Consider the following 23,714-nt stretch of genomic DNA (forward strand, 5'->3'; position numbering starts at 1 on the left):
TCACCCCATCGGTTTACAATCTCGTCCATCTACATCTATTATAAATGTCGAAACCTGATTCATCCATTCTTCTTCGGCATCGGCAAGTAACGTGTACCAACCCATTGTTCTTGCTGTCACAAGGTTTTTCTCTTGATCATCTACAAACAAGACCGCTGCTTGCTCTCTCGGTAAATGTGTTTGAACCCGTTCATAAACCTCACGATTCGGTTTACAGCAGCCAACTTCACTAGAGATGGTTGTGCTACGCAAAAAAGGAAGAATAGGATCTAGTAGATGAGTGAGCCACTCGATCCTATGATTACTCAGCAAGTGAATATCTGCGTATTGACTCCAAGCTTCCACATGCTTCATCGCAGTTAATGGCTTTAATTGGTGGAGAATCCAAGAACGATCCACCTTGCTGGACAAATCTGGAAACAATTCGTTCAACCAAATCCAGAAGCCTTCTTCCGTCATTTTACCAATCCACAAATCATTCTTAATTTCCTTAAATCGATGAGGCAAGTTGACCTGTGATGCTTCAACACTGCCACTTGAAAAACCAGCCCATGCTTGTGGTGAAAAATTCGTCACAAGTACGCCTGCAACATCAAGAATTAATTGCGGTCTAGGCATCTTTGTCTACCACCTTTTCCCCATGGAATTAGCGTTTCTGTAAAGCTACCCACATCGACTTATTACGGAACTCTTCTTCCGAGCCCAGCTCTCTGCCGAACCAACTCGGCGGTACAAACTGTTGCGCAGTCAGCAAATCAGGGAACTCCACTTCAACAACAAGCAAGTCAATTTGTTTATACTCATCGATTTCATAGGTCACCCCACCTGCTTCAAGGGTCGTACGGATCTTCTCTAATGGAATTAATCCTGTGCGCTCTAGCAGCTGTTTATAGATAGGCTCCGTGATGCTGTATTCTACTTCTTCTCGAACCATCCCATGACCCGACTTGAAGGTATGTGTATAATGTGATTCTCCTGAGCTGTCTACTAGCTGGCGCACACGAATCTCTTGATCGTCAGAGAAGGCGAGATAGGTTTGGTAAATGTACTGCTTGGACACTTGTTTCAGTTCGTTATTCGCTAGTTCAGCCGCAGGAAATGCGGGCAATTTATACTTTCTTTCAATTTCGGCACCCATATTCGGTTAGCCCCTCTCTATTTGTTCATTGTTCGAAAACGAAACGGTGAAATCTCGTTCCATTCTCGAAACATTTTACCAAAATGAAACTCATCTGCAAATCCACAAGCATCTGCGATTCGACATATTGTTGTCCATAGACGAAGTCATATTCAGTTTAAACCCGGGCTTCAAATAAAACAAACTCCCGGCTTGCACATGCAGCGGCACTTCATCATCTCATCGTGAACTAGCGCCAAAATGGTGAGTTTCGGCATTGCAAAAAAGAGGGTCCGTAGCCACATAAATGACCATTGGGAGCCCTCTTTTTTAACTAACACTCATTTATGTAAAATGTCGTCCTTCAAGGTAGTCACTTTCGCCAACACTTGACTGATCTCGTCTGCCCCCACATCAAAATGAGCAAGCGCATCATGCAGATGAGTCGCAATCGCTTTGAAATGCTCTTCCTGCAGATTCATCCCCGCATGCGCCTTAGCCATAGAGGCCCCCGAGTACTGATTCGGTCCCCCTAAAGCAAAACTAAAAAATTTCGCTTGATGCTTACGCTGCTTCTCCATATCCGTTTTGTTAAAAAAGTGGTTGACCGTCTCATCCGCCAAAACTAGCTCATAGAAGTAGTCCACCACTGCCGTGATCGCCCCTTCTCCACCAAGCTTATCGTATAACGTTGTTTCACTCACCAATGTATCCTCCTTCAGGACTGTGCTTAGTTACCTAGTTAATCTATCCAATCTTCAGAGATATTATTGCATGTTCCTGAACTCCGCCCTTGTCCAGCACATAGTCAATCTATCATGCATTCAATATACAGATACAGATATTAAATAGAATCGAGGTGATTGGAATGGCTTGTGTAAACGTAAAAGCTGTTCGTCAACCTGACTTAGTTTTGATCAGTTGGTCTAGAAACCCTCTTGTTGCAGGCTCCCCGCGCAGGATTGCTTCAGTTCGCGTCATTGGAAGTTCGCAACCTTGCCGGGCTACATTGGTGACGAATGGATTGCTTAGTACGGCATTAAGTTGTTTATTGGATGATTTCAAAATCGTGTATCAAAAAAGAACGACAAGCACAAGTGGATATTTGTTGCTGCAACGTTTTCGCATTCAACGATAGCCAATAAAGAGCAGCTTGCGGCTGCTCTTTATTATGTCCTGTAACAAAACCCGCCTTTGTATTTAATAATTACAGTATCATGTAAAGTTTCTTTAGTTAAACGTGTTTTTGATCACGCTATAATTACGTTGGAAAGGAGATGGATTTCATAGAATGTAAGCGCTTAATCAACGCACGGAAGACGGCTGGGTTAAATTCGAAGGAACCTACCGTTATAACACGGTACCTGATGAATTTTTGAGCATCTATGTGGAAAATTCTAGCAGCAAAGATGCTTCCTTCTATATCGACGATATCAGCTTTGTAGAAAATTCGGCGCCAATCGCCGTACAGACCACTATCACTCCGATTAAAGATGCCTATCAGAACGATTTCCTGATCGGAAATGCGGTATCGGCGGCAGATTTAGATGGCGTAAGACTTCAACTCCTCAAGTTACATAACAATGTCGTCACAGCAGAAAATGCCATGAAACCAGATCAGACATACAATGCGAATAAAGAGTTTGACTTTGTCACGGAAGATGCGCTAGTTACTAAAATTCAAGCTGCAGGACTCAAGTTGCATGGGCACGTCCTCGTATGGCATCAACAAACACCTGCTTGGTTGACTACGACAACGGATTCACTCCCATTAGGACGGGCTGAGGCGCTTGCAAACTTGAAGACCCATATCCAAACCGTCATGGAGCATTACGGTAACAATGTGATCTCATGGGATGTCGTCAACGAGGCAATGAATGATAACCCTGCTAATCCTTCGAATTGGCAAACAGCGCTGCGTCAATCCCCTTGGAAAGCTGCCATTGGAGATGACTACGTGGAGCAGGCGTTTTTAGCGGCAAAAGAAGGGCTGGATACGAATCCTACATGGGATATCAAACTTTATTACAATGATTATAACGAAGATATTCAGAATAAAGCCCAGGCTATTTACAGCATGGTCAAAGAAATCAATGATAGGTATGCGCTGACACACCCTGGCAAGCTCCTCATCGATGGTGTTGGTATGCAAGCGCACTATAATCTCAACACGAAACCGGACAATGTGAAGCTGTCCCTGGAGAAGTTTATTTCTCTAGGTGTACAAGTGAGCATCTCCGAGCTTGATATTACGGCAGGAAGCAATTCTCGCCTAACCGAGAAAGAAGCAAACGCTCAAGGCTCTTTATATGCGCATTTATTCCAGATTTTCAAGGCGCACGCTGCTCATATCGAACGCGTTACCTTCTGGGGGCTGAATGATGCGACGAGCTGGAGAGCCAGTCAGAATCCGCAATTGTTTAATAGCGATCTGCAAGCCAAACCGGCGTACTTCGGCGTCCTTGCTCCTGCCGAATTCTTAGCCGCACATCCGCCTGAGTCAGTGGCAGAAGTTAATCAGTCAAGCGCCAAATTTGCTACGCCTACAATCGACGGGATAGCTGATGACGCGGCTTGGAGCCAGACACCTGAAATGGCAGTCAACCGATATCAACTGGCGTGGCAAGGGGCAAGCGGAGTAGCGAAAGCACTGTGGGATGATCACAATCTGTATGTTCTCATCCAAGTTAGCAATGCTGAGCTTGATAAAAGCAGCCTAAATGCCTATGAACAAGACTCTGTCGAAATCTTCTTGGATGAAAACAATGCAAAGACATCTTCTTATGAAGCGGATGATGGACAATACAGAATCAACTTTGACAATGAACAATCCTTCAATCCAGCAAGCAAAGTAACCGATTTTGAATCTAAAACGCATATTTCCGGAACCAACTACACAGTTGAAGTGAAGATTCCGTTGAAAACAATTACACCAGACGACGAATCGAAGCTTGGGTTCGACGTGCAGATCAATGATGCTAAAAGCGGTGCCCGTCAAAGCGTTGCGGCATGGAACGATACGACAGGCACTGGCTTTCAGGATACATCTGTTTATGGCGTGCTTCGTTTAACCGGCAAAGACACCACTCCAAGCGGTGGGGATTCTGGTACTGATAGTACTCCTGACACAAGCACCGGTTCCGACACTGGCACTGGTACTAGTACCGTTACTGATAGCGGTCGGGATACAATCAAACCTGAATTGAAAACCGAAAATGGACGAACGATAGCAACGATTTCAGCTGACACCTTGAAAAAATCGCTTGAACAGGCCGCTCCTGTAGCAAACGTCAAGAAGCAAATTGTAATCGAAGTGCCGAAGCAAGCAAATGCGAGCTCGTTTGAAGTGCAATTGCCAACACAAAACTTGAAAGGACAAGAAAGCTTTGAGCTTTCAATGAAAACAGCAGACGCGACCATCCAGATACCAAGCAACATGCTGTTGGGCGTACCAATAAACACTGAGCAAGTGTCCCTTCGCGTGGCTAAAGTCTCTAGAGACAACATGGATGCAGCAACCCTTGAACAAATCGGGAATCGTCCAGTTATCGAACTGACTATAGCAGCAGGCGACAAAGTCATTGTATGGAACAATCCAAATGCGCCTGTAACAGTAGCCATCCCTTACACACCGACTAAGGAAGAGCTTAATCATACAGATCATATCATTATTTGGTACATCGATGGTCAAGGCAAGCCGACACCAGTTCCAAATGGTCGTTATGATGCGGCAAGTGGAACCGTTGTCTTCCAAACAACCCATTTCAGCACCTATGCGGTAGCCTCTGTATTCAAGTCCTTTGGAGACTTACAGAATGTGTCTTGGGCTAAGCAAGCTATTGAAACAATGGCATCTCGCGACGTCATTAATGGTACGGCTGAGAACAGCTTCTCACCGGAAAATTCGATCAAGAGAGCAGATTTCATCGCGCTTCTTATAAAATTGCTTGAATTGCATACGACTAGCAACGATGATGACATGTTTACCGATGTCCCAAAAGCCGCTTATTATTATAGTGAGCTCGTCATTGCGAAGGCTTTGGGCATCACCACTGGATTTGAAGATCATACGTTTAAGCCAAACAGCCATATCTCGCGTCAAGATATGATGGTCCTGACGGCACGTGCGATAGCGGCAGTTGGCAAGCAAGTCCAAGCTGACGGAACTTTAGATGCCTATCCGGACGCATCAAGTATGTCCAGCTACGCGAAAGACAGCGCTATAGCGCTAGTGAAATCCGGCATTGTAAATGGCAAGAATGACAAGCTTGCTCCGAACGATCCACTCACTCGTGCTGAAGCCGCAGTCATCCTGTACCGTATCTGGCGTCAGTAAATACAAAAAACATAACCTAGGTTTAATTCTGTCAAGGCGTTCACCTTTGTCGGAACTGAACCTAGGTTATTTATTGCTTGCGAACAAAAAATTAACCTAGCCAATGGGGTTGGGCTCCTGCTCTCATTACAAAGGCTATCTTGTGGCAACTTGATATTCAAATAATGCATTATTCCTTTCTTGTACTACTATTTTTTTTATACTTTTTATAGTCTTACTTAACTCAAACTTAATCAGCTTAACGGCTATCGCAGTCGTTCAAATACTGCTGTCTCTTACTTTAATCACGGTCTCTCTTTCGATGGTTATTTTATCCAAAATCTACTGATAGAAACCAACTCTGATGAAGGAGAGTTGCGAAATTCAGTTGCGCGTGTACGGATCTCCATAGGTAAGAAAGCTACATCCCTCTCCATCCAAAAACCGACCACATCTCGCTTTTCTTTATTTTCTAGGCACCTTATGCCGTTGTTAACAAACAAAAAAAGGGACCTAGCCAACGGGGCTGGGTCCAAAGTTTATATTAAAAAAGGGGGTCTTGTTTATTATAATACCCTTCCTATGTTAGAGGACTGTAACGGGAATGTTCCAATTGTGTTACAAATGTTTATTCCAGGCAACATTCGCCACGTTCACTCTCACTTCAGCAGCTTTTGAAGCCCAACCTTAGGCGCCTCCAACGGGAAATATTCCAGCCCCATATGCCCCCCAAAACCGGTCTCATCAATAGCTTTGAAAATCTGTTCATAGTTCAGCTCACCATTATCGAGCTCATGTCTACCAGGGTTGCCAGCCGCATGGAAATGGCCGATCCAAGCGATATTCTCTCGAATGTTGGTGATCACATGTCCTTCGGTTATTTGTTGATGATAGATATCGAACAACACCTTCACATACGGGCTTCCTACTTGTTTGATGATATGGAAAGCCTCTTCTGATGAAGCCAAGAAATACCCTTGATGATTAACACGCGTATTCAGCGGCTCAATTAGCAGCGTTACGCCCTCTTTTTCCAAAATAGGAACACAAGCTCGCAGCCCCTCAATCAACGATTGCGTCTGAGCCTCTCGCGACACGCCTGTAAGTTCTTGTCCTACTTGTGAAATAAGCTTGGTGCAATTCAAGCGCTTCGCGACGGCGATCGATTCGACGAGTCCTTCGATATAGACGCTACGCTGAGTTGGATCAACCAAACTCGTGAACTTCGTGCAAAATGTCGAAATCGAAACTCCCGCTTCAGCCACAGCATCCGCGACGACGTCAATATCCTTCTGCCACCAGGACCAGAACTCAATGGTATCGTAACCGATCTCCTTCAGTTCGTTCACACTTTCCCTAAAATCACGCCCTTTATAGAGCGCATCCATACAAACGGAGAGCTTCATCCCTAATCCCTCTTTCCATTCTGATCTTTCTCCATTGTATGGTAAAATGAAGTAAATGCCTATGAAAAAATGATATGCTAGGAGTCTCTATATGATACGAACGCTTGCCGTCACAACCGATTATGCTGTGATCCACGATCTCCCTCTTGAAGAATTATCTGCCCCGACGATTCGGTGGTACTGGGTAGATTTCTATAATCCTGATGAAAAAGAAGCTTCCAAGCTGAAGGATCATTTCCACTTCCATCCCCTCACCATCGAGGACTGCTTTCATTTCATGCAGCGACCTAAAGTAGATCACTATCAAAATGTTCATTTCTTTGTCATGCATGCTATTAATGCTAAGACGTTGGATGCGGAAGAAGTCGATATGTACCTAGGGAGCAACTATATTGTCACCTTCCATTTGCATGAATCCAGAGAGATAGAAGATGCTTGGACCCGAGTGTCCCGGCAAGAAAGTCTGCGAAATCAGGGGCAGATCTATGCCGCATATTTAATTCTGGATAATCTCGTCGATCAATATTTCCCTAGTGTCTACCAAATTGAAGACCTGCTCGAAGATATGGAAAATAAAATGAATGCCGAAGCCATTGATGCATTGATGAACCAGGTTTTCGAAATTCGTTCCCAACTGTTGAAATTACGGCGTACCATCGTCCCGATGCGTGACCTGCTGTATCGAATTATAAGCACGGATCGCATTGAGCAGGTGCGTGAGCATCTCGTATTTTTCACGGATATTCACGATCATCTGCTCAAGCTCTCTGAAATGGTGGACTCGAACCGTGAGATTACAGCGGATATTCGGGATAGCTATATCTCGCTCAATTCGAATCGGATGAATACCATTATGAAAACGTTAACGGTCATTACGACGATTTTCATGCCATTGACGTTTATCGCTGGGCTGTATGGGATGAATTTCGCTTACATGCCTGAACTTGAATGGCATTGGGGATATTTCGCCATCCTCGCCATCATGGTTGGTATTGGCATAGGCATGTTTGCCTGGTTTCAGAAGAAGGGCTGGTTTAAATAGTGCCTACCCCGTCTAATAGTGAGGAACTGAGTGATATGAAGGAACTGCCGGAAGCTGAACCAACCTACACGATCGATGATTACACGAATCATTTTCTGGCCGCTTATCCCGTACACTGTGAATTTCGGACAATTCCGCTCGAGCAGCAGTTGCTGCATTCGCATACTGGATACGAGATCTATTTGGTTTTGCAGGGTACTGGCACCTATATCGTAGGTGATCGCTTGTATCCGCTTCATGCGGGCTGCCTCACGATCATTCATCCGAATGTCATTCATCGGCCGTTTCATGGACATAGCAAAGAATTCCATCGTTATGTCTTATCCATCGATGAGTCTTATTTAGAGCACTTGCATTCCATATGCAAACTGTCGGATCTATCTATTCCCCGACTGCTCGCCGAAGGTAATCCGGATTCCAACCATTTTTTCCTAAACGCCCAGCAATTAGATCGCGTCCAGTCCCAATTCGCTGAACTGACACAGGCACTTGTTAGGCACGAGATGGGCTATGAGCTGACTGTGCTACGAAGCATCGTAGACTTATTCCTTCTTGTACTTGGTTTGCTGGGGGATAATGCTACGAAATACACAGGAGACCAACATCTCATTGGCGATGTACTGTCCTACCTAATCGGACATCATCAAGAGCCTCTGTTGATTGAGGATCTTGTGATGCGCTTCCCTGTGTCGCGTTCGCAGCTTTTTCCCCTGTTTAAAGAGACCACCGGCACGACCATTAAACAGTTCCTAATCGAATATCGACTGAATAAGGCGAAACGGTTGTTAATGGAAACCGAATTATCCATCTCCGATGTTTCAGCTGCTGTCGGTTTTGGCGACATGTCGCATTTCTTCCACGTGTTCAAAAAGGAAACCGGCTTGACGCCGAAGCAGTACCGGGTTGAAACCTTTAAACGAAAAAGCAAAACTAATTCCCTAAACGCTCCTTTAACCAGATAAGGTTCGGCCGCTCCTCAAACGTATCCGAAAACTCAACCCGCCATTAACTGGATTTTATGTAGCTAAAAACGTCTGATCCCAAAAACCGTAATCGACATCCGCTCCTCCTGAGCACCTATTGTAGATATTACAGAATTTGTCTCAGGGTGAACATCCACTCCCGGCGGCCGCCCCTCCTCGCTAAGAGATAAAGCGGATGAAGTCCGCTGCAAGTTGCGGCGTTGATTCCACTTACTGCTGATCGCGTTGCTTCCTTGGGCAATGACAACTACCTTCCATAGCTCATCACTATATAAGTACTTCTTTCTCCACTTGAAGTACATTCGCCAACAACATCAACACAAGCCCTTGTCCATATAACGTTGGATACGTTGAAATCTCATCTTGGTAGGCCTGAATCGTTGGCATAACAGGTGTCCCGCCGGATACCCCTTTCACGATCCCTTCCTCAGTAATATAGGGCACAATCGAAGTAAACGCGTGCTCCACTGAAGCAACAATTTCTTCTTGTCGTGAGATTAGACCTAGCTCCATGCCTTTCATAAGACCATAAGCAATTCCCGCACTGCCCGACACTTCCCTGTAAAAATGAGGTTGATCCATAACCGTACTCCACAGTCCGTCTTCCTGCTGGTATGCAAGCAGTCCTGACATGAGGCGTCCGTATCGTTCTATAAGCTCATCCGGGATGGCAACAAGCTGATCAAGCTCCTTCACGATCATCGGTACACCTGCGGCGATCCAGGCATTCGCTCTCGTCCAGCGTGCCGCTGACATATGATCGCCCGAGCCACAATTCCAACCGTGGAATAGGACATTCGTCTCCTCATCCTGCAACAATCGAAGGTGGAGTAGCACCTGCTTCAATGCTTCCTCTGCATACGTCTTGCTCCCCACCAACGACGCAGTGCGCGTTAGGAACAGCACCGCCATAAAAATCGTATCCGCCCACACCTGCTCAGCGAATGCCACATTTTCCGTCACTGTATGCTCGAAGGCATCTTCTCGCGTTCGTGGTGTGTCCTTAATCAGCCACTCTGCTACCCGAACCGCTTCATCTCGGTACCAAGCATCATCCGTAGCACGATATAAAGCTGGGAAAATGGCATATGGCGCGATCGAATTGATCACCTTTGTACCTTTCGCCTTTTCGCTGTTGCGCTTCACCCACTCCTGCAAATAAGCCAAGACTTCAGGGTTACTGGTCGCTTCGTAATACTCCAGCATAGCAATCACACCTACACCCGGCACCCAATCCCAGTGATGAATGTCCATTCCCCATTCGCCGGAATGATCCCTTATCATTTCTTGCCACACCCTATTTGCGTGATTTGCATATGTCGAATTCATCGTTTATGCAGCTCCTTTTATTAAAAAGATTACCTAAAGAGTAGCATCATTCACACGTGTCTTGCTTGGGCTTCCGTCCCGAAAACATGGGGAATCGTCCAGGAAAGTAGATACGGTTTTCACAGAACTTTCCCAGCCACTAATTAACCGTTATACTATATGGATACAATTGGAAAATGGAGGTACTTGACGATGGGTTGGTCTGAATTACAAATGGTGCCTAATGAATACAATGATAAAATGAAGAAGATTGATGAATCACTTCTGCAATTGCTAACTGAGCGCAAATCTCTTGCAAAAGGCAGACGCTTTTACCCGCAAAAGGAAGTCCTCCAAGAATGGTCAACTCGGTTCGGTATTGAAATTCCACAAATTAACTGGCTGCTTAATAGTCTGAATGAGAATTATCCTGTCAGGCCGAATGAACCAGGTGAACTGGAGCATGTCATGCCCATCATGAAGAAAACCGTCGTCGGTGACTTTGCATATACATTGACACATGCCATGCAGCACCAACATAGTAGTATTGTCTACTGTGAAATCAAGCTCATTCAACTCGACGGGCATTTTGGCAACTTCCGGCCACAGCTCCAGCTCGATGTCAGAGGGGCTGAGCTCTATCGTGTCATGAGAAATGGCGCTAGTGGCGGCGGAGGTCAAACCCAAATCACCTTCCTTATCACACCGCGTTTACCGGACAACTTAGAGGACTTACATTTTGCCTTAATTCCGTATGCCAGCCCGATGGAGTCTCCGCCTAAAGAGATCATTTTGGATCAAGAAGTTCAATTTGATTGAAATAGGGGAGACTCACATAGTCACTCAAAACGACCAGTTTTCACCCGTGCCCATAACGCTCTGATAGCAAAAAAAGCCCATGTAATGGGCTTTTTTTAAATTCATATAAGTACACAAGGAAAAGACCTCAAGCTAGTTCGTTTGTTCTAAGTTACTGATCGCCACGGTAATCGTAAGTGCTGCAAGATATAAGGCTAGAGGTGTGCGTGTGCGTCTGCGCTTTGCGAGTTTTTTACTCAAGCTTCATCCCTCCTGAATGTAAAATCTTTATAAGAAGATTTAACCAATCGGGAGGGGTATGAATCATCTTCGTAGTTTCTTATTTTGTCTACCAACGGAGATTACTGCACAATTTCGCCTTAATGGAAGCTTCTGCTTACATACCGCTTTTCTTAAACAAATATCAAAAGATTAATAACTGCCTTAGTCATTGTTGTATCCTCAACCTAATAAGAAAATTACAATCCATCACAACTACCACCAAATTACCCTAAGGTGCATGTAACATTTTTCAATAGGTATCTCACTTGTATAAAGCATTTCTCCCCAGACAAAAAAAAAAGGAACCCAGCCAACGGGGCTGAGTTCTAAAAGTTTATATTAAAAAGGGGGTCTTGTTTATTATATTACCAAGTAAACATTATGGAACCATAACAGAAATATTTCATTTCTGTTACAAATTAGAAAGCGCTTTATTTTCTATTATCTTCTCTTCGGTCTTTTCCTCACCGCTGCACACCTTCAAATTCATTTCTCAATTCCAGTTGCACGTTTCACCCATGTGGCATATACTAAGAATACACTAATTAGAATTATTCTAAATAAGGAGGAACCCTATGAGCGTCGAATATGACTACCATCATCTCCACCACGTGAAAGAACAAAGTAAGTCAAGAAAAACCCTGTGGGTTACCCTCATCTTAACGGCATTTTTCACCCTAGTTGAAATTATCGGTGGAGTGCTATCGAATTCCCTTGCTCTTTTATCCGATTCGGCCCATATGATTTCAGATGTCTTCGCGCTAGGTCTGAGCATGGTTGCGATACATCTAGCTACGCGCCAGCCTAATGCTCGCTTCACTTTCGGCTTCCTGCGTTTTGAGATTGTCGCTTCTTTTCTCAACGGATTAGCGCTTTGCATTATTGCTTTGGGAATTTGTATAGAAGCCATACAACGTGTACTCAATCCTCAGCCGATACAGTTGGGACTCATGCTAGGCATTGCCTCGATCGGGTTCGTCGTTAACCTTGTTCTTACGTTGGTACTTCATAACAGCGTCAAAGAGGAAGACAATCTGAATGTGCAAAGCGCGCTCTGGCATTTTTTCGGAGATTTACTAAGCTCGGTAGGTGTCATTGTTTCGGCCATTGTTATTTATTACTCAGGTCTTCTCTGGTTCGATCCGTTGATTTCGATCGTGATTGGAGGCATTATTTTTACAGGTGGCAGCAAAATCATTCGAGAATCCTTCATGATCCTGATGGAATCCGTCCCTGAAAAGTTCGATCTAGACGAAATCCGCTCCGTGATCGCGAAGGTTGAAGGCGTAGAAGATGTCCACGAAATGCATCTGTGGGCGGTTTCAACCGACCATTATTCCCTGACTGCGCACGTGTTTATTAGTCCCAACATTCAGCCCTTTTGTGTCATTCTCGCCATTAATGAGACGTTGAAGAGCAAGTTCGGTATCGAGCATGCCACGATTCAAATTGAACACGCGGGCATTAATCCGCACGGGGAATACGGGAAAGATTTTCTGCGGCAGCAAAAGCAGTTGAAAAATCAAAACCACACACACGCCTAACCTACCGCTTAGACTAACTAGCTTCCTAAAAATAAACAAACAAACCGTTTATCACCTCTCCTAAGGTGACGAACGGTTTGTTTCGTTATGCGTAGATTTACGCACAACCATCTCCATATCAATGAGCAGCTCGTGCCCCTTCATCTGAGCCAGATACGAATCCAGCAGCTTCGCACTTTCCTCGTCTACTTCTTCACCCATCTGCCGCATCAGGAAAGCCGCTACTAAACGTGTTTGCAGCTCCACTGGCATCTCGAAGCTCGTAATGGAGGGGATGCTCGCCTTCGCAAAATGCTCGTTATCCATTCCTATTAGCTGCACTTCCTCAGGAACACGGATACCTCGTGCATGGCATTCAGCGATTAGTTCCAGCGCTAAGGCATCATTGAACGTGTAAATGCCGATAGGTCGCAGCTCACCGCTCACAAGCAGCGATTCATCCATAATTCCTGCCACACCCAGCTCTCCAGCATCCAACAGCGCATGCACAATCGTCTCAGCTCGATCACCAAGCCCCGCCAGAAATCCGTCAATTCGCTGCTCATTTGCGCCCATTCCCTTACGTCTTCCCGCATAGAAAACAGCTCGGCACCCATGAGAAATAAAATACTGGACAGCCTGACTCGACGCCTTAGCGAAATCCAAGTTCACGGCCAGCTTCGTAATCTCATTCGGCCAACCCCAGCCGTTAAAGATGACAAGCGGCGTTCCTTCACCCACTAACTGCTGGGTGGAATGCATGCTGATCGCCAAGCCATGTGATACTAATCCGTCTACTCGTCGTTGCAGTAAATGCTCTATATGCCGCGTCTCCACCTCAGGATCCATTCCTGCTGCTGAGAATACTGATAAATGATAGCCGTAACTGTGAAACCTCTGCTCCAGCTTCTCAGCAAATCTGCCATAATACCCGCCAAAGTGCGGGAGAATTAGCCCTAACTCATTCGAGCGCCGGCGACTTAAATTCGTTGCCATGACGTTCCGTCGATAACCTAGTCGTACAACCGCTTCTTCCACTTTGCGAATGGTTTCCGGTGACATCGGAACCTTCCTACGGTTAATAACATTCGACACCGTCGCAATGGACACGCCTGCCTCAGAGGCAACATCGACGATGGTAGCTTGTTTGTTTTTTTTCATCACATGCCCTCATTCTTGAAACGCTTAAATTCATTGTAGCTAGAAGGGGATTGCTCGTCAAATCTCCGCCCCCATGATCGGATGACTGTTGCTTCTATAGAGGGTAAAATGAATAACTGGAAAACCTCCATCTAAATTCTCGATTTATTGACGGAACCACCTACGCCTGCTTAATTGCCTCCCCAACCATCCAAAGACAAAAGGCACCACAAGCAGATCACTCTGCCAGGGTGCCCCCAATGAGCTTACTCGTCGTGATGCCCAATCAACGAAATTATTTGTTTCTTCAGCTTCACGAAAGCTTCCGAATCTTTTACATCCTCCACGTGCCGCAGCCCGCGCGGTATAACAATTTCACTGCGGATCGTTCCTGGATGCGCCTGCATCACATAGACCCGCTGCGATAGGAAGATCGCTTCCTCGATATCGTGCGTGATGAACACAACGGTCGTCTTCTCCTTCTCCCAAATGCGCAGCAGCAGCTCCTGCATCGCATTTTTGGTTTGCGGATCCAACGCGCCGAACGGTTCATCCATCAGCAGCACATCCGGATTATTCGCTAAAGCTCGCGCGATCGCGACCCGCTGCTTCATCCCGCCTGAAAGCTCCTTCGGCAATGATTTCGCGAACTTATTCAACCCGACTAACTCCATGAAGTGATCGGATATCGCTCTCTTTTCGAACAAAGGAACACCCTTCAACGTCAATCCGAACTCAATATTCTCTCTCACGGATAGCCAAGGGAACAATGTATAGCTCTGGAAGACCATGCCTCTATCAGCACCAGGACCTTCAATCTCATGCCCGTTGATACTCAGTTCCCCCAGCGTCAAGGGTTCTAATCCAGCAATTATCCGTAATAAGGAAGACTTCCCGCAGCCTGATGGCCCGACAAAACTGACAAACTCATGCGAATCAACGTGAAAGGACACACGATCCAAAGCTACGAATTGCGACTTCTTCGTGCTGTACACCTTCGTAACGTCGACACCATCTATTTTTCGCACACCAGCAGCAGCAATAGTCCCCTCTGAAGGCACGTTGTTGTAATCTAAGTTCAATGCTTCCATCTTAACGCCCTCCTTCCAACCATGGGAAAAATCGCTTATGACAATAAGCAAATGTGCGATCCGTCAGTAAACCTAGCAATCCAATCGCAATAATACCTACAAAAATTTGATCCGTATTCAAGAAACGCTGCGCCTTCATGATCGAAAATCCAAGACCACTGCTAGCCGCAACCAGCTCAGCTACAACCAGATATGTCCATGCCCATCCAATGATTAAGCGCAATGTATTCATCAAATCTGGAAGCAGTGCAGGAATGAGCACCTTCTCGATGACTTGCCAGCGTTTCGCACCAAGTGTATATGAAGTTTGCAGGAGATCATTGGAGACCGACCGTGTATTGTCTGCTACCATCAGCATCAATTGGAAGAAACAGCCCAGGAAGATGACGAGGACCTTCGCCCATTCGCCAATCCCCGCCCACACCATAATCAAGGGAATGAACGCTGTCGCAGGCATATACCGAATGAACTCAGTAGGAGGTACTAGGATCGCTTCTGCAAACTTATATGTACCCGCGAGAATCCCAAGGGGTATCCCGATGATACAAGCGAGCAAGAATCCACCGCCAACTCGGAAAATACTTATCCAAACATTTTGCCAGAACACGGGGTTCTGTAGTTGAATCCCAAACTGCCGGAGCACCTGATCCGGTGTTGGAAGGAATGTTCGATTTACCAAATTGCCATAACTCATCACGCTCCAGAACAGCAATATCATCGCAATGATAAGTACGACACCTGACAAATATGATTTACGGCTAATCTCACCTCGTATGGCAAACAATGTGGACTTGCGTCTATTTTTCACCAGCGTTTCCATCTGCAGCCCTCCTGTTCAGCCTTTATCGCTTTATTTATTTCTTACGTTCCTTCAGGACTTCCTCTACAAAATGGCCATCCAAGAAAGTTTCCACTTTCGGAATTGTACTTAACATATCTAAGCCTTTTAAGAACTCGGATGTCTTAGCAGAAGTAAATGCTAGGGACTCGTAGGAATCCGCTTTAGCGAAAGCTTTGATGTTATCCTCCAGTTGGAAAATCTTCACGCTGTCTACGCCAGCTTTGTACTCATCGATCGGCGTCTCTGCCGCTTTGGCCATAATTTTCAAAGATTCTTCCGGGTTCGCTTTCCAGTAGTCCAATGCGTCGAACCAAGCGTTAATGATTTTCTTCACATCGTCTGGACGATTCTTCGTAATTTCTTCTTTAAATACGAGCAAGTCAGGAATCAATCCTGGTGTATCCTTGGATGAGAAAAGCAGCTTCCCTTTCCCCTCTTGAATGGCTTTACTTAAGAATGGCTCCCAGAGTACCGCTGCATCCAGATTACCCGCTATGAACGCTGGCCCTGCATCGTTGACTGTCATATTCGTATAAGAAACATCCTTCTCTGCTAATCCTGCTTTCTCTAGCGCCGTCAGCATCAGAAGATGATCAACCGTTCCAAGCTCCGTCGCGACTTTCTTACCTTTCAAATCTTTCAAAGAATTAATGCTTGGCTTCACGACAACACCGTCGCCGCCATTGGAATTATCATTCACCAGCACAGCTTTCAACTTAATGCCTTTGCTTGCTGGAGCTAGCGTATCGCTCAACGTCTGACTATTTGCATCCACTTTACCTGAAGCGAGTGCGGATAAGGAGTCACTGTATACAGGGAAATAGACCAGATCCACGTTCACGCCATTTTTCTCAAAAAAGCCCTTCTCCTTCACGAGGTACCACACGAACCAGCCCGGCCATGGACTAAGCGCCAATTTGATCGGCTCATCGCTGCCTCCTGCTTTCGTACTTGCCTCTTTACTCCCACACCCACTGATTACTGTACAAGTTAATAATAGCGCCAACATCAGAAAAATTGATTTTTGTCTCATCCCGAACTCCCTCTCTGTATAAAATGATAAGGAAAAAGCCCGGAATGATATCATATCCTGATATCCTCCCGGGCTTTTATCCCTCCGTGTGCACGATGTAACTCATCGTGTGTCTCCTCTTGGACCTGACCGATAGACTTCATTTTATCGCGGAACCCTAGAAAACAAGTTTGCTATGCGGTTGTTTCTTCGTTGTCTTACTTTTGTCTATATCATACTTAGATTATTCGTTCATGTCAATATACTTAACACAAATATTTATCTTGATGTCAAAACGGCTGATTATGTAATATTATATAACACATGATTAAGCGGAAAGCGGAGGTGTCGCGATGTACGCCATTCTTTTCCACATTCACATGTTAGATAAGAAGCATATTGAACCAAGCTCGGCGACCATACCCAATGAAGTATACATGAACTTGATGCATCCGATCCACCACCGCAGCCCGTTAACCTCTGACTATAATCTGCGCAGCAATTGGCTTATTCGTGGCTAGCAAGAGGAGCAAGTGAGAATCCACGCCTCCTAAGACCTCGCGTGTATATTGATTCCAAAGAACAACCCTAGCCCGTTCCTGACGTCTTTAGTGATGAAAAACATCACTAACAACTCAACAAACTAACCCCCAACCCGATCCCGACGTCTTTAGTGATGAAAAACATCACTAACAGCCCAACAAACTTACCCCCAGCCCAATCCCGACGTCTTTAGTGATGAAAAACATCACTAACAACATCACTAACAGCCCAACAAACTTACCCCCAGCCCAATCCCGACGTCTTTAGTGATGAAAAACATCACTAACAACTCAACAAACTTACCCCCAACCCGTTTCCAACGTCTTTAGTGATGAAAAACATCACTAACAACTCAAAAAACTAACCCCCAGCCCGATTCCAACGTCTTTAGTGATGAAAAACATCACTAACAACTCAACAAACTTACCCCCAACCCGATCCCGACGTCTTTAGTGATGAAAAACATCACTAACAACTCAGCAAACTTACCACCAACCCATTCCCGACGTCTTTAGTGATGAAAAACATCACTAACAGCCCAACAAACTTACCCCCAGCCCAATCCCGACGTCTTTAGTGATGAAAAACATCACTAACANGACCCACATCATGAAAATAATTACCACTAACAACTCAACAAACTTACCCCCAACCCGATCCCGACGTCTTTAGTGATGAAAAACATCACTAACAACTCAGCAAACTTACCCCCAACCCATTCCCGACGTCTTTAGTGATGAAAAACATCACTAACAGCCCAACAAACTTACCCCCAGCCCAATCCCGACGTCTTTAGTGATGAAAAACATCACTAACAACTCAACAAACTTACCCCCAACCCGATTCCAACGTCTTTAGTGATGAAAAACATCACTAACAACTCAACAAACTAGCCCCCAACCCGATTCCGACGTCTTTAGTGATGAAAAACATCACTAACAGCTCAACAAACTTACCCCCCAACCCGATTCCAACGTCTTTAGTGATGAAAAACATCACTAACAACTCAACAAACTTACCCCCAACCCGTTCCCTCGCCACCCAGCTCCCACCGCCACAACAAAAAAGCCCGTCACTCCCATAACTGGGAGGACGGACTTCATTTCAGCGTTGCTTACACGCCTAACCATTTCTTGAACAAGTGCTTCGTCGTGTCCGCATTCAAAGCTGCGATTGACGTCGTAAGCGGAATACCCTTCGGACAGGAGCGTACGCAGTTCTGCGAGTTACCGCAGCCTTCAATACCGCCGTCTGTCATCAGCGTATCCAAACGCTCGTCTTTGTTCATCTCACCCGTTGGGTGAGCATTGAATAGACGAACTTGGGAAAGTGCAGAAGGCCCGATAAACGAGTTTTTGTCATTTACGTTCGGACAAGCTTCCAAGCACACGCCGCATGTCATACATTTGGACAATTCATATGCCCATTGACGCTTCGATTCAGCCATACGCGGTCCAGGACCAAGATCGTACGTTCCGTCGATTGGAACCCATGCTTTAACCTTTTTGAGCGCGTTGAACATGCGTCCACGGTCGATTACAAGGTCACGCATAACGGGGAATGTGCTCATTGGTGCTACACGAATCGGTTGCTCTAGCTTATCTACAAGCGCGGAACAAGCTTGACGCGGCTTACCATTGATAACCATGGAACAAGCGCCACATACTTCTTCCAAACAGTTGGATTCCCAACAGACTGGTGTAGTTTTGTCGCCATTCGCGTTCTTAGGGTTACGCTGAACTTCCATCAAACCGCTGATCACGTTCATATTCGCGCGGTAAGGAATTTCAAACTCCTCTGTATACGGTTTGGAATCCGGACTCTCTTGACGAGTCACGATAAACTTAACGGTTTTCGTTGCGCTTAGTGTCTCTGCCATGATCAGGATCCCTCCTTTTTCTTCTCCGTGGAGTAGTCACGTTTACGAGGTTTAATCAACGATACATCAATTTCATCATACGAAATCTTAGGACCATCTGGTGTCCAATCAGCGATTGTCGTTTTCATGAAGTTGTCATCATCACGCTCAGGGAATTCTGGTTTGTAGTGCGCACCACGACTCTCATCACGCATCAAGGCACCAACCGTCATCGCTTCAGCAAGCTCGAACATGTTCCAGAGTTGACGTGTGAACGCAACCCCTTGGTTGTTCCAACGAGCCGTATCTGTGATGTTAATGTTGTTGTAACGCTCTTTCAAATCTTTGATCTTGCCAATCGTTTCATTCAAACGATCGTTGTAACGAACAACCGTCATATTCGCATTCATCATGTCGCCAAGCTCTTTATGAAGCACGTACGCATTCTCCGTACCGTTGTTCATTTTGAGCAAGCTTTCATAACGATCTGTATGACGCTTCTTCTCACGATCATAAATGATGGAGGACGTATCGTCCGCATGCTTGGATAAGCCGCGAATATACTCAACCGCTTTCGGACCGGAAACCATGCCGTCATAGATCGCGGAAACGAGAGAGTTCGCACCCAAACGGTTTGCACCGTGATGCTGATACTCACACTCACCTGCAGCGAATAGGCCTGGAATGTTCGTCATCATGTTATAGTCAACCCACATGCCGCCCATGGAATAATGAACCGCTGGGAAAATCTTCATTGGAATTTTACGCGGGTCGTCGCCCATGAACTTCTCGTAAATTTCCATAATACCGCCGAGCTTAATATCAAGCTCTTTCGGGTCCTTATGAGAAAGATCCAAGTAAACCATGTTCTCACCATTAATACCAAGCTTCTGATCAATACACACGGAGAAGATCTCACGTGTTGCAATATCACGAGGAACAAGGTTACCGTAGGCAGGATATTTCTCTTCAAGGAAGTACCAAGGCTTACCGTCTTTGTAAGTCCAAATACGTCCGCCCTCACCACGTGCTGATTCGGACATCAAGCGCAGCTTGTCGTCTCCCGGAATCGCCGTTGGGTGAATTTGAATCATTTCACCATTCGCATACTTAACACCTTGTTGGTAAACTGCACTTGCTGCTGTACCTGTGTTAATAACGGAATTCGTTGTTTTGCCGAAAATGATACCAGGACCGCCTGTTGCCAAGATAACCGCATCAGATGGGAACGTTTGAATTTCCATGCTGCGCAAATCTTGTGCTGCGATACCACGGCATACACCTTCGTCATCAATAACCGAACCAAGGAATTCCCAGTGCTCGAATTTCGTTACGAGTCCCGCTGTTTCCCAACGACGAACTTGCTCGTCGAGTGCGTACAGCAATTGTTGACCGGTTGTTGCACCCGCGAAAGCTGTACGGTGATATTTGGTACCACCGAAACGACGGAAATCAAGCAAACCTTCTGGTGTACGGTTAAACATAACACCCATACGGTCCATCAAGTGAATGATTCCTGGAGCCGCGTCGCATAATGCTTTAACAGGAGGTTGATTCGCTAAGAAATCTCCCCCGTAAACTGTATCGTCAAAGTGCTCCCACGTGGAGTCACCTTCACCCTTCGTATTCACCGCACCGTTAATGCCGCCTTGCGCACATACGGAGTGGGAACGTTTCACAGGAACCAAGGAGAACAATTGTACATGTACTCCGGCCTCTGCTGCTTTAATTGTCGCCATGAGTCCCGCAAGGCCTCCGCCGACGACGATGATTTTTGAATTAGCCACTTCTGTTCACCCTCCCTTATTTCCCCGTATGCGCTTCTACTGGAACTGAAAATTCTGTACCTGTAAACGCAGTTAATGACATAATAAACATCACCGTCATTAGAACGAACAAGCCCATTGTAATAATTGTCGAAAAGCGTTGCGCACGCGGTCCAATTGTAATACCCCAGCTCACTAGGAATGACCACAAGCCATTACAGAAATGGAACGTTGCGGATACAATCCCAACCAGATACAACGTGAAAACAACAGGATTCGTTGCAATATCATGCATCGTATTGCCGAGAGCTTCATGTGCCACGTTGCCTAACGCAACCTGAACGCGAGTCTCGAATAGATGCCATGCAATGAACAAGAAAGTAAGCACCCCTGTCACACGTTGCAACATAAACATCGTATTGCGGAAATACCCGTAGCTTGATACGTTATTACGTGATTGATACGCTACATAAAGTCCATAAACGGCATGGTAAAGAAGCGGAAGCCAGATCCCCACGATTTCCAATAGCAATCTTAACGGTAAGTCGTTCAACCAGTTAATTTGATCCAGGAAGGCTTCAGGCCCTTTGGTTGCTTCATAGTTAGTGAGCAAATGCTCAATAAGGAAGAAGCCCACCGGAATGACACCTAGTAACGAGTGGATCTTTCGAAAGTAATACGAATTACTCATAATGTAACCTATTCCCCCCTCAACAATATTCATTCACAACTATCTTCCGACAAGTTATGACAAAAACAAGCCACATATCATTGTACTCTCGCCGCAAACGAGCGTCAACCCATAATCATCCACGCCTATTTTGCCAATTCAGTCAATGATTATACACAAAGGTCCACGAAATATAGATAATTTGTGACATGTACATCGTACCTCTTTCGCGCTTATAATGGAAGTGCCGTTTTTTTATATCTACTTATAACTATTTCACATATAGAAATGAGGGAAACGTTTGGAACTTTTAGATGTATTCGCCATCGTAGTCGAACAAGTCAGCCTGAATAAAGCGTCACAATTGTTAAACATTTCACAGCCTGCCCTATCGCGAAAAATTATGAAACTGGAAGATGAGCTTGGCGTGGAGCTATTTATCCGGAAGGGGAAAAGACTGGAGTTAACCAAAGCGGGGCAAATTTGTTATGATCACGCCTTAGAGAAGCGTCATCTTGAACGTAAGTTCAAGCAGGCTCTTCATAGTTATAAAGCCGCGGGTAGCCTGTCAACACTTACCATTGGAGCTTCTCTGACGACACTTCAATCTACGCTGCCTGATCTTATCACGGATTATTTGCAGGACTATCCACTCACAGATATCAAGCTTCTAACCGGCAAAACACATGAGATTGTATCCCTGGTAAAAGACAATAAAGTGGATATCGGCATCGTCGCCTCCCAAATTAATGCGACAAGTCTACACTGCGAGCCTTTGTTTGACGACCATCTAAGCCTGGTGCTTCCATCCGGACATCCCTTAATCGATCGAGCAGAGATTACGATGAAGGATTTGAATGAATTGCCGATGATCCTCTTTTCCAAAGGTACGTGGTATCGCATTCTGATGGACGAGCTATTCAATCGTTTCACGATATTCCCCAATGTTCAGATGGAGATCGATTCCTTCGAAGCGATCATACGGCTCGTCTCTACCTGCAAGACGGCAACTTTATTGCCCAAATCCTATTTACGTGACGATTTAATTCAGAATAATGAATTAATTCTAAGAGAACTCCAAGAATTAGAACAAACGAAACGAACAACTTCCCTCATCTACTCCGATCACTCGGCAGATAATGCGGAATCTATGAAATTCGTCGCCCAAGCGATCAACTATTTTGCCAAACACCGCTAGATACTAACTTCCTTACATGTGTACAAATTTATAACCAACGCCCCAAACAGTCCGAATCCATTTCGGCTCTTTGGGGTTGTCTTCGATCTTCTTCCGGAGATTTGCGATATGTACATCAATAGCCCTGTCAGTGACGAAAGAATCAAAACCGCGCACGGTTTGCAATAAATCTTCACGACTATACACGCGACCTGGGTTGTTAATAAAACATCTCATAATTTCGAATTCCGAATACGTTGTCTCAACAATCTCACCATACACAATCATAGAACGCGTGTTCGCATTCAATGAAATCTTGTCCTGCTTATCCATCACAGTTGCTAGAATTGTTGATTTAGCCGGTTTCACTTCCTCCTCATCTTCCTCTTCATCTTGTCTCGACTGTGCTGCAGGAAGCTGATTCAGGGACGGATACCGCTGAGCGCGGCGAATAAGCGCATGAGCTCTTGCAATCAATTCATGCATACTGAATGGCTTACACATGAAGTCATCCGCGCCCGCACCTAATGCGTTGACACGTTCAACGATTTTATTCTTCATTGAAACAATCATGATCGGCACACTTGAGGTTTCACGAACTTGGCGACAAATCGCTAGCCCGTCCATATCTGGCAACATCCAATCCAACAGAATCAGATCAGGTTGAAATTGCGGTATTGCTGCAATCCCACTCGTCCCATTCTCCTCTCGGATGATATGGAAACCCTCTTCTTTCAAATACATCGTGACCATGTCACCGATCATCGCATCATCTTCGATCATGAGTACCTTATACATGCGTTGTCCACCTTCATAAGAAATTCCCTTGCTGCAGGACATGT

The 23,714-nt window shown here is 45.4% G+C and carries 21 protein-coding genes, 1 pseudogene and 1 riboswitch; of the genes and pseudogenes, 8 read left to right on the forward strand and 14 right to left on the reverse strand.

Annotated features, from left to right (window positions below; genetic code table 11):
* The 3 genes from ASG89_RS21190 to ASG89_RS21200 form a co-directional block, all read right to left on the reverse strand.
* Positions 1-618 (reverse strand): HAD-IA family hydrolase, encoded by a 618-nt coding sequence (locus tag ASG89_RS21190; RefSeq protein ID WP_057313072.1) that lies wholly within the window; start codon positions 616-618, stop codon positions 1-3.
* Positions 619-646: 28 nt separating this feature from the next.
* Positions 647-1,138 carry a CYTH domain-containing protein gene (locus ASG89_RS21195; RefSeq protein ID WP_057313073.1) on the reverse strand — a complete coding sequence of 164 codons (492 nt, stop codon included), beginning with the start codon at positions 1,136-1,138 and terminating at the stop codon, positions 647-649.
* A 320-nt stretch (positions 1,139-1,458) separates the two neighbouring features.
* Complete coding sequence (locus tag ASG89_RS21200; protein ID WP_057313074.1) at positions 1,459-1,821, reverse strand: group I truncated hemoglobin; 363 nt, start codon at positions 1,819-1,821, stop codon at positions 1,459-1,461.
* Positions 1,822-1,985: 164 nt separating this feature from the next.
* Here ASG89_RS21200 and ASG89_RS21205 point away from each other — a divergent pair, with 164 nt between their 5' ends.
* Together ASG89_RS21205 and ASG89_RS21210 are read left to right on the forward strand one after the other, a co-directional pair.
* Positions 1,986-2,255: a hypothetical protein gene (locus tag ASG89_RS21205; RefSeq protein WP_057313075.1), complete on the forward strand. Its 270-nt coding sequence runs from the start codon at positions 1,986-1,988 to the stop codon at positions 2,253-2,255.
* Positions 2,256-2,429: 174 nt separating this feature from the next.
* Positions 2,430-5,453 (forward strand): annotated as a pseudogene (locus ASG89_RS21210) (endo-1,4-beta-xylanase); the annotation flags it as partial.
* Between the two features lie 638 nt (positions 5,454-6,091).
* Here ASG89_RS21210 and ASG89_RS21215 read toward each other — a convergent pair.
* Complete coding sequence (locus ASG89_RS21215; RefSeq protein ID WP_057313077.1) at positions 6,092-6,838, reverse strand: hydroxypyruvate isomerase family protein; 747 nt, start codon at positions 6,836-6,838, stop codon at positions 6,092-6,094.
* A 91-nt stretch (positions 6,839-6,929) separates the two neighbouring features.
* On the opposite strand from ASG89_RS21215, the gene corA reads away from it, so the two are divergent.
* Complete coding sequence (corA, locus tag ASG89_RS21220) at positions 6,930-7,880, forward strand: magnesium/cobalt transporter CorA (RefSeq protein WP_057313078.1); 951 nt, start codon at positions 6,930-6,932, stop codon at positions 7,878-7,880.
* 35 nt (positions 7,881-7,915) lie between these two features.
* The gene (locus tag ASG89_RS21225; protein WP_057313079.1) at positions 7,916-8,842 is read left to right on the forward strand and encodes an AraC family transcriptional regulator; all 927 of its coding nucleotides are present in this window, start codon (positions 7,916-7,918) and stop codon (positions 8,840-8,842) included.
* A 62-nt stretch (positions 8,843-8,904) separates the two neighbouring features.
* Here the strand turns inward: ASG89_RS21225 and ASG89_RS36540 are convergent, their stop codons facing one another.
* The gene (locus tag ASG89_RS36540) at positions 8,905-9,165 is read right to left on the reverse strand and encodes a hypothetical protein (protein WP_157276747.1); all 261 of its coding nucleotides are present in this window, start codon (positions 9,163-9,165) and stop codon (positions 8,905-8,907) included.
* Positions 9,131-10,192 (reverse strand): glycoside hydrolase family 105 protein, encoded by a 1,062-nt coding sequence (locus ASG89_RS21230; RefSeq protein ID WP_057313080.1) that lies wholly within the window; start codon positions 10,190-10,192, stop codon positions 9,131-9,133. The genes ASG89_RS36540 and ASG89_RS21230 overlap by 35 nt, the downstream gene beginning before the upstream one ends.
* Before the next feature lie 192 nt (positions 10,193-10,384).
* Here ASG89_RS21230 and ASG89_RS21235 point away from each other — a divergent pair, with 192 nt between their 5' ends.
* Complete coding sequence (locus ASG89_RS21235; protein WP_057313081.1) at positions 10,385-10,990, forward strand: hypothetical protein; 606 nt, start codon at positions 10,385-10,387, stop codon at positions 10,988-10,990.
* Positions 10,991-11,826: 836 nt separating this feature from the next.
* Complete coding sequence (locus ASG89_RS21240) at positions 11,827-12,795, forward strand: cation diffusion facilitator family transporter (protein WP_057313082.1); 969 nt, start codon at positions 11,827-11,829, stop codon at positions 12,793-12,795.
* Between the two features lie 60 nt (positions 12,796-12,855).
* Here the strand turns inward: ASG89_RS21240 and ASG89_RS21245 are convergent, their stop codons facing one another.
* From ASG89_RS21245 to ASG89_RS21260, 4 genes are all read right to left on the reverse strand, one after another.
* Positions 12,856-13,935: a LacI family DNA-binding transcriptional regulator gene (locus ASG89_RS21245; RefSeq protein WP_057313083.1), complete on the reverse strand. Its 1,080-nt coding sequence runs from the start codon at positions 13,933-13,935 to the stop codon at positions 12,856-12,858.
* Positions 13,936-14,180: 245 nt separating this feature from the next.
* Positions 14,181-15,005 (reverse strand): ABC transporter ATP-binding protein, encoded by an 825-nt coding sequence (locus tag ASG89_RS21250; protein ID WP_082593486.1) that lies wholly within the window; start codon positions 15,003-15,005, stop codon positions 14,181-14,183.
* A 1-nt stretch (position 15,006) separates the two neighbouring features.
* Complete coding sequence (locus ASG89_RS21255; RefSeq protein ID WP_057313084.1) at positions 15,007-15,825, reverse strand: ABC transporter permease; 819 nt, start codon at positions 15,823-15,825, stop codon at positions 15,007-15,009.
* 34 nt (positions 15,826-15,859) lie between these two features.
* Entirely contained in the window at positions 15,860-16,879 is a 1,020-nt protein-coding gene (locus ASG89_RS21260) for an ABC transporter substrate-binding protein (protein WP_057313133.1), read from the reverse strand.
* A gap of 63 nt (positions 16,880-16,942) precedes the next feature.
* Positions 16,943-17,051: riboswitch (guanidine-I (ykkC/yxkD leader) on the reverse strand.
* Positions 17,052-17,211: 160 nt separating this feature from the next.
* On the opposite strand from ASG89_RS21260, the gene ASG89_RS36545 reads away from it, so the two are divergent.
* Positions 17,212-17,379 carry a hypothetical protein gene (locus ASG89_RS36545; protein WP_157276748.1) on the forward strand — a complete coding sequence of 56 codons (168 nt, stop codon included), beginning with the start codon at positions 17,212-17,214 and terminating at the stop codon, positions 17,377-17,379.
* A gap of 1,136 nt (positions 17,380-18,515) precedes the next feature.
* Here the strand turns inward: ASG89_RS36545 and sdhB are convergent.
* From sdhB to ASG89_RS21275, 3 genes are read right to left on the reverse strand one after another with little or no spacing between them, the layout of a single operon-like run.
* Positions 18,516-19,280 (reverse strand): succinate dehydrogenase iron-sulfur subunit, encoded by a 765-nt coding sequence (gene sdhB / locus ASG89_RS21265; RefSeq protein WP_057313085.1) that lies wholly within the window; start codon positions 19,278-19,280, stop codon positions 18,516-18,518.
* Positions 19,281-19,282: 2 nt separating this feature from the next.
* Positions 19,283-21,046, reverse strand: coding sequence for a succinate dehydrogenase flavoprotein subunit (gene sdhA / locus ASG89_RS21270; protein WP_057313086.1), 1,764 nt, complete (start codon positions 21,044-21,046; stop codon positions 19,283-19,285).
* 16 nt (positions 21,047-21,062) lie between these two features.
* A complete protein-coding gene (locus tag ASG89_RS21275; RefSeq protein ID WP_157276751.1) occupies positions 21,063-21,719 on the reverse strand; it encodes a succinate dehydrogenase cytochrome b558 subunit in 657 nt (218 codons plus the stop codon).
* 277 nt (positions 21,720-21,996) lie between these two features.
* Between ASG89_RS21275 and ASG89_RS21280 the strand changes: the two genes are divergently transcribed.
* Entirely contained in the window at positions 21,997-22,893 is an 897-nt protein-coding gene (locus tag ASG89_RS21280) for a LysR family transcriptional regulator (protein WP_057313088.1), read from the forward strand.
* A gap of 12 nt (positions 22,894-22,905) precedes the next feature.
* Here the strand turns inward: ASG89_RS21280 and ASG89_RS21285 are convergent, their stop codons facing one another.
* A complete protein-coding gene (locus ASG89_RS21285) occupies positions 22,906-23,670 on the reverse strand; it encodes a response regulator transcription factor (RefSeq protein ID WP_057313089.1) in 765 nt (254 codons plus the stop codon).
* Positions 23,671-23,714 lie beyond the last annotated feature (44 nt).

Origin of the sequence: Paenibacillus sp. Soil766 (genome assembly GCF_001428105.1) — a bacterium.
Taxonomy (GTDB): Bacteria; Bacillota; Bacilli; order Paenibacillales; family NBRC-103111; genus Paenibacillus_E.

What these genes read in the sequence shown, in the direction of transcription:
- ASG89_RS21245 (WP_057313083.1), bottom strand. Translation starts at nt 13,935, where the DNA reads ATGAAAAAAAACAAACAAGCTACCATCGTCGATGTTGCCTCTGAGGCA.
- ASG89_RS36545 (WP_157276748.1), top strand. Translation starts at nt 17,212, where the DNA reads ATGTACGCCATTCTTTTCCACATTCACATGTTAGATAAGAAGCATATT.
- corA (WP_057313078.1), top strand. Translation starts at nt 6,930, where the DNA reads ATGATACGAACGCTTGCCGTCACAACCGATTATGCTGTGATCCACGAT.
- ASG89_RS21195 (WP_057313073.1), bottom strand. Translation starts at nt 1,138, where the DNA reads ATGGGTGCCGAAATTGAAAGAAAGTATAAATTGCCCGCATTTCCTGCG.
- sdhB (WP_057313085.1), bottom strand. Translation starts at nt 19,280, where the DNA reads ATGGCAGAGACACTAAGCGCAACGAAAACCGTTAAGTTTATCGTGACT.
- ASG89_RS21205 (WP_057313075.1), top strand. Translation starts at nt 1,986, where the DNA reads ATGGCTTGTGTAAACGTAAAAGCTGTTCGTCAACCTGACTTAGTTTTG.
- ASG89_RS21230 (WP_057313080.1), bottom strand. Translation starts at nt 10,192, where the DNA reads ATGAATTCGACATATGCAAATCACGCAAATAGGGTGTGGCAAGAAATG.
- ASG89_RS21250 (WP_082593486.1), bottom strand. Translation starts at nt 15,005, where the DNA reads ATGGAAGCATTGAACTTAGATTACAACAACGTGCCTTCAGAGGGGACT.
- ASG89_RS21235 (WP_057313081.1), top strand. Translation starts at nt 10,385, where the DNA reads ATGGGTTGGTCTGAATTACAAATGGTGCCTAATGAATACAATGATAAA.
- ASG89_RS21285 (WP_057313089.1), bottom strand. Translation starts at nt 23,670, where the DNA reads ATGTATAAGGTACTCATGATCGAAGATGATGCGATGATCGGTGACATG.
- ASG89_RS21225 (WP_057313079.1), top strand. Translation starts at nt 7,916, where the DNA reads ATGAAGGAACTGCCGGAAGCTGAACCAACCTACACGATCGATGATTAC.
- ASG89_RS36540 (WP_157276747.1), bottom strand. Translation starts at nt 9,165, where the DNA reads ATGTACTTCAAGTGGAGAAAGAAGTACTTATATAGTGATGAGCTATGG.
- ASG89_RS21255 (WP_057313084.1), bottom strand. Translation starts at nt 15,825, where the DNA reads ATGGAAACGCTGGTGAAAAATAGACGCAAGTCCACATTGTTTGCCATA.
- ASG89_RS21260 (WP_057313133.1), bottom strand. Translation starts at nt 16,879, where the DNA reads ATGAGACAAAAATCAATTTTTCTGATGTTGGCGCTATTATTAACTTGT.
- ASG89_RS21240 (WP_057313082.1), top strand. Translation starts at nt 11,827, where the DNA reads ATGAGCGTCGAATATGACTACCATCATCTCCACCACGTGAAAGAACAA.
- ASG89_RS21190 (WP_057313072.1), bottom strand. Translation starts at nt 618, where the DNA reads ATGCCTAGACCGCAATTAATTCTTGATGTTGCAGGCGTACTTGTGACG.
- ASG89_RS21215 (WP_057313077.1), bottom strand. Translation starts at nt 6,838, where the DNA reads ATGAAGCTCTCCGTTTGTATGGATGCGCTCTATAAAGGGCGTGATTTT.